This window comes from Mesorhizobium sp. M1A.F.Ca.IN.020.06.1.1 (genome assembly GCF_004023265.1).
Lineage (GTDB): Bacteria > Pseudomonadota > Alphaproteobacteria > Rhizobiales > Rhizobiaceae > Mesorhizobium.
The window spans coordinates 1-5,336 of the sequence record NZ_RZSR01000368.1 but is presented as its reverse complement, the minus strand read 5'-3'; the positions used below and the strand labels follow the sequence as shown (position 1 = coordinate 5,336).

Annotated in this window: 3 protein-coding genes; all 3 read left to right on the top strand. The window is 62.3% G+C overall.

Going from position 1 to position 5,336, the window contains the following annotated elements; translation table 11 throughout:
• The coding region (locus EOA60_RS37655) for a hypothetical protein (protein WP_206628148.1) at positions 1-342 on the top strand (342 nt) is incomplete at its 5' end.
• 652 nt (positions 343-994) lie between these two features.
• Positions 995-4,177 (top strand): N-6 DNA methylase, encoded by a 3,183-nt coding sequence (locus EOA60_RS17175; RefSeq protein ID WP_206619224.1) that lies wholly within the window; start codon positions 995-997, stop codon positions 4,175-4,177.
• A gap of 2 nt (positions 4,178-4,179) precedes the next feature.
• On the top strand, positions 4,180-4,839 hold the full coding sequence (locus EOA60_RS17170; RefSeq protein ID WP_127335975.1) for a hypothetical protein: 660 nt from the start codon (positions 4,180-4,182) through the stop codon (positions 4,837-4,839).
• The last annotated feature ends 497 nt before the right edge of the window (positions 4,840-5,336 follow it).

Below are 5,336 nucleotides of genomic sequence, written 5' to 3'. Positions count from 1 at the left end.
TTGGATCAGATGCGGGAAACGCTTCCCAACGATGAGCAACCCCGTTTCGACCAATACCGCGATGAGGTGAACGACAAGATGCACGATCGTCTCGCTCGCCTCCAATATGAGCAGCAAAAGGGCGCGGGCGGAGGGGGCGAAGCCGCGCCTGAAAGGGAGGCGCGCGGGCGCGATTTGCCGGCCCGAGAGGATACGCGTCAGCCCGAGACCTCCCCGCAACAGGCCGAGAAGGCACAACAACGCGGTGAGCAGCAGAAACGCTCAGCCAGGCAAAAGGGTCGGCAGGCCGAGGAGCAAGACCGCAAGACGCAGCGCAGCCGGGGCGACGAATACGAGCGCTGAGCATGTGGGCCGTAACCTGGCCCGCTGCGAGAAAGGGATATACCTGAATGCAGCAATGGGCTTGGGCGCTCAATGCCTAGTCGTCTTTGACCGGCAACGCGGCTGCGAATAGCAGCACTTGAGGTGGCACCCCGCCAGACCTGCGTGCTGGTCCGCCACGCGGAAGACCCGGGCGATGAGCGGTTGCGCCGGCCCAGGCCGAAGCCAAGCCGCGCCCACTAGCGCTCTTTCTGCGGGTGCATCGCCGCGCCTCGACTGTGGCGCATTGGTCGGCTGCCTGCGGCGTCTCTTTGGCTCCTTCGTGCCAGCCACGGGTCACAACGGCCAGCAATGGGTCGTGCGTACGCCGTCCGCGCCGATGTGCAAGGCATCCAACCGTCTTCCTGCCGAATCCTCCGTCGGACCCTCCGTTGCAGGTGGGGATCGTCGTTCGGCGCCTTAAGCTCCCAACCGGCACCGCAATGTCCATTCCCGCAGTCGGTTCAGACGGGGCGGCAGGTATGGCTGCATCCGACAGCCGCAGAACATACAGAGAACTTGCCATTGACGGGGGACGGCCGCTGATTCATGGTGGGCCGAACAACACACCGAGTCAGGCAGCGCATCGCTTGTTCAACAGGTCAAATCAGCAACGCGGCTCCGCGTGCCCCACTTGGGTCATATTCCGCGAACGACCGATACGCGCCGTCGCGCCGATGAGGCGCATCCTGCCGGGCTGGCGATGACGCTCTCTGCCTTGCCCCTGGATGACGCCTGGCGGCAGCGCCTCGACTTGGCAGGTCGAGACGCCCCCGACCTGTATGAGAGTCTCGATTCGGTGCGCGACACCCCCCATGCCGCCGCGATCAGAGCGACGCTGGATGGGCTCGGCGCGTCCGGGGTGTTCTGTGTCCAGGGTGTGCCCACCGTCGTCATCGCCTCGCTCGAACGCTATGAGCGGGAGAGGGTCGTAGCTCTGCATGCCGCACTGTGGAATCAAGGGCTCGCGAGCCTCTTGGTCGTGCTCACCGAGGACATCGTGCGCGTATTCTCACTGTCACGTACGCCATACTCAAATCCGGGTGACGAATTTGAGCGGCGTTGCCTAGTGGAGACACTGACGGTGAGCGCGGACGCGTTGGCGCTAAAGGGCATCGTCTACGGCGTCGAGTCAGGGCGCTTCTGGGAAGAGCACGCCAAATTCTTCAATCCGCGCGAGCGAGTCGACAGTGTACTACTGGAGAATCTGACCCGGTCGCACGCGCTGCTCGTCGGTGCAGGTCTCGATCCCGACGCCGCGCAGGCGCTACTGATCCAGACGATGTTCATTGCCTATCTAGAGGACCGCGAGATCGTCGGACCGGACTATTTCGAAGCGGCCTCCGGGCGGCGGGCGAAGAACCTCGTCGGGTTGCTGCGGACCGGCGAGGTGGCTCGGTTGGAGGCACTGTTTTCCGCTCTTCGGATAGACTTCAACGGCGACCTCTTTGTCGCTCCCTGCTCGTTCGAGCCAGACGAGAGCCCGCCAATCATCGGACCTCCTCATCTCCACGTGCTGTCCCGCTTCCGCGATGGCCACGAGGAAATGGGCGCTGGCCAGATGCACTTTTGGGGATACGACTTCAAGCACATTCCGATCGAGTTGATCAGCGCCGTCTACGATCGGTTTCTCGGCGAACGTGAGGCCGAGCGCCGGGAGAGGGGCGCCTACTACACCCCGATGTTCCTGGCCGACACCGTCGTCACCCAAGTCTGGGACGCGTTGCCCGACTCGGTGAGGGAGAAGGGGGAATTTCTCGACCCGGCCTGCGGCTCCGGCATCTTTCTGGTACGCTCTTTCCAGCGGCTGTGCGAGCACTGGCGTCAGACCCGAACCTCCACGACCATCCGCTGGACGAGCCTGCTCTCGATGCTGTCGCGTGTGCGCGGCTTCGACCTAAATCCGGGCGCGGTACGCGTGGCGGTGTTTTCGCTCTATATTGCCCTCCTGGAGCAGGTCAATCCGCCCGACATCCGCCAACTCATCAAAAAGGGCAACGTTCTGCCCGAGGTCTGGGGCAAGACACTGGTTTGCCGCGACTTCTTCGCGGTCGACGCCACTGCTGCAAAAGTCGACGTCGTCATAGGCAATCCGCCATGGACCAGCCGCCGCGGGCCGAGCCGCTCCTCGATCACGTGGTGCGCTGAGCGCAAGCTGCCGATGCCGTTGCAGGAGGATGCATGGGCGTTCACCTGGAAGGCGATGCTGCACCTGCGCTCGGATGGATGTGTAGCCTTCCTGTTACCTGCCATGGGCTTCCTCCACAACCATTCCGACGTTTCCGTCGCGGCGCGCAGCCGTCTGATTGCTACCGCGCGTGTGCGCCGAGTCGTGAACTTCGCGGATCTACGCTTCCAGCTCTTCGATGGTGCGGTCCGGGCGGCGGCGCTGATCATCTTCGGCCCCGCACCGGCAGGACAGCCAGCTTATCGCTTCGACTACTGGGCGCCCAAGGCCGATCTCAACCTCAAGGTCAAGCGGCTGATAACCCTCTCTAGCGCTGACAAGAGTTTCATAACGTCTAAGGCTGCAAAGGCTGATCCGCTGATCTTCAAAAGGCGGCTATGGATGAGCGAACCGGAAGGCAAGCTCTTCAATTATCTTTCAGGCTTCACGCGGCTCGATCAACTGGTCGCAATCTTCGGTGACGTGGCCAGAGGCACTGCTCATGGCCGGGGATGGGTATTGGGCGATGGTTTCAAGCAGGCGGTGGCCAAACATATTGGGAAAACATCCTACAACACGGTTCGCAGTGACTATGTCGGCGTGTTGCCGCATATTAAGATTGAAGATCTGCCACCGCTGGCCATCGCGAAGCCAGACCTGGATGGCGCCCCGAAATGGCAGACCCGGACGGTTCACCGGCGAGGCTTCGAGGCGGCTTATACCGGCGACAGGGTACTCATCCCCCGCGGCGTCCAGGTCGGCCGCGGGCGTCTGCGCGCCGCTTATTGTGTCGAGAACTGCACCTTCTCCAGCATCATCCAAGGCCTCACCGTGCCAGCCGGCGAGGAGACACGCGGCAAGCTCCTGACCGCGCTGCTCAACAGCCGGGTTCTGATGTGGTTCGCGTTCCATGAGACTGCCTCGCTCGGTTCCGATCGGCCAGAGATTCAGAAATCGGAACTCGTGCGCCTTCCGTTTCCGCGACCGGAGGAAATGCCCGAACCTTTGCGGGCGCAACGGGCTGCCGATGGATTGGTAGAGACGATCGACCGCGCGCTCAACAGACCTGGATTCGCACTGGATGCCGACCCGGACGACATCTTTCCCGAAATCGACAAGTTGGCTTACGACTATTTCTGCCTGTCGCCGGAGGAGATCGCTCTAATCGAGGACGCCGCCCGCTTCATCCTGCCGGCCATCCAGCCGCACCAGGGCAGCTTGCCGGCGATCTGGAGGGGCTCGACGCGCAGGGATCGGGTCGCTTACGCGCAGGTCATGACAGACGCGCTCGCCGCCTGGTTTGGTGGCGACCATCCGGTCGGCGCGCGCCTCGAGGCCCACAACGATGACCTCGCGGTGCTGAAGCTGAAGCTGGATCCAGCTGGCCGGCCGACGCCCTATGCGGAGTCGTCGGATTCGGAAGTGCGCGACCTTCTCGCCAAGATTTTTAAAAACGTCCATCAGCCGTTGCCCGGCAACTTTCAACTGATGCCCGATTTTCGGGTGTTCGACGGCAACAGCCTCTACCTTGTAAAACCGATGCAGCTCCGCTTTTGGCTGCGATCGGCTGCTCTTAGCGACGCCGATGCGATCGCCCTCGACCTGCAGGATTTCGCCGGACTGAGGAAAAAACAAGAAGGCGTGGCCTAGGCATGGTTGTCGGAGATCCGAGCTACTGGGCCGGGCTGTTCATCTCGATCGATGATCGACTACTCGACCGCATCGTCGCGGTTTGGCCGCGATGCCTGGCGCTGCTGCCGCCCAATCCGGAAGAGGACGTCATCACAACCAACCTGGTATACGCCCTATCCAGGGACGTGGAGGCGCGCAAGCTCTTCCACTGGCTGGAGTACCAGTACGAACCCTTCGGCTTCACCACCGACGGGCTCGCCTTCAGCAAGGGCCAGATCGATATGGCCGTGCTGCTCGACCGTGAACGTGACCGCTACCTCGCCTATGAGTGCAAGCGGCTGAATGTGCTCTATCGCGGTGCTAGGCAGTCGCTGGCCACCCGCTATGTTGGTGAGGGGCTGAAACGATTCACCACCGAGCAATATGCCGAGGGCCTCTCCGTCGGTTGCATGCTCGGCTATGTGCTCGACGGCGATTGCGAATTCGCCATGGGCCGCGTTCAGGCCGCGATTGACGGCCACAAGGTTGCCGTTGGGCTCTCCGGCCCACCCGTTGCGGTGGGGGCGGTCGGCGACATCCAGCGCTTTGCGACGCGACACGTCCGGCCGGCGAGCGGCCAGGAGATCGAGATCCGTCACGCGCTGATCCCCTTTCCGGCCGCCGCTTTCAATAGCATCTAAGGTGCACGAGCTTACCTGGTGGGAGCGAGGCATTCAAACGGCGGGCACCGCTGCGTGCTGCGGTAGTTACATATTCCCTGCGCGCCGAATATTGGCAAATGTCCATTCCCGTCGCCGGCCATAAGACGAGCCTGCCGGTTCGCGCATTCGTACTCATAGAGCGAACGCGACAGTCGGATGCCTTTGGTGTTGTGCTTGTGTCAGACGAGCTTCCCCACGCCGAAATGGCCGAACTCGGCTTTGTTGAGGTCGCTGGGGCGAGCTTCTGAGGAAGAGGATTGCCCATGGAGTTGCAAAGTTCCTCCATCTGGTCGTTGGCGGTAAGCGCCTAAGCTCGGACCAGTTCCATGTCCCGCTTTGCGAAGCCGGTCAGATGGTCGATCGCTGGCGGAGCCTCCATCACCGGAAAGAATATGGCTCGGGCAATCTGCTGGATTTGTTGGGTGCTATAGTCACGCCGGCGCCGGATTAGCTTCCGGTCACGGATGGGACTGCAT

Bases quoted from the DNA above. Each gene is read 5' to 3' on its own strand.
- EOA60_RS17170 (WP_127335975.1), top strand. From the start codon at position 4,180: ATGGTTGTCGGAGATCCGAGCTACTGGGCCGGGCTGTTCATCTCGATC.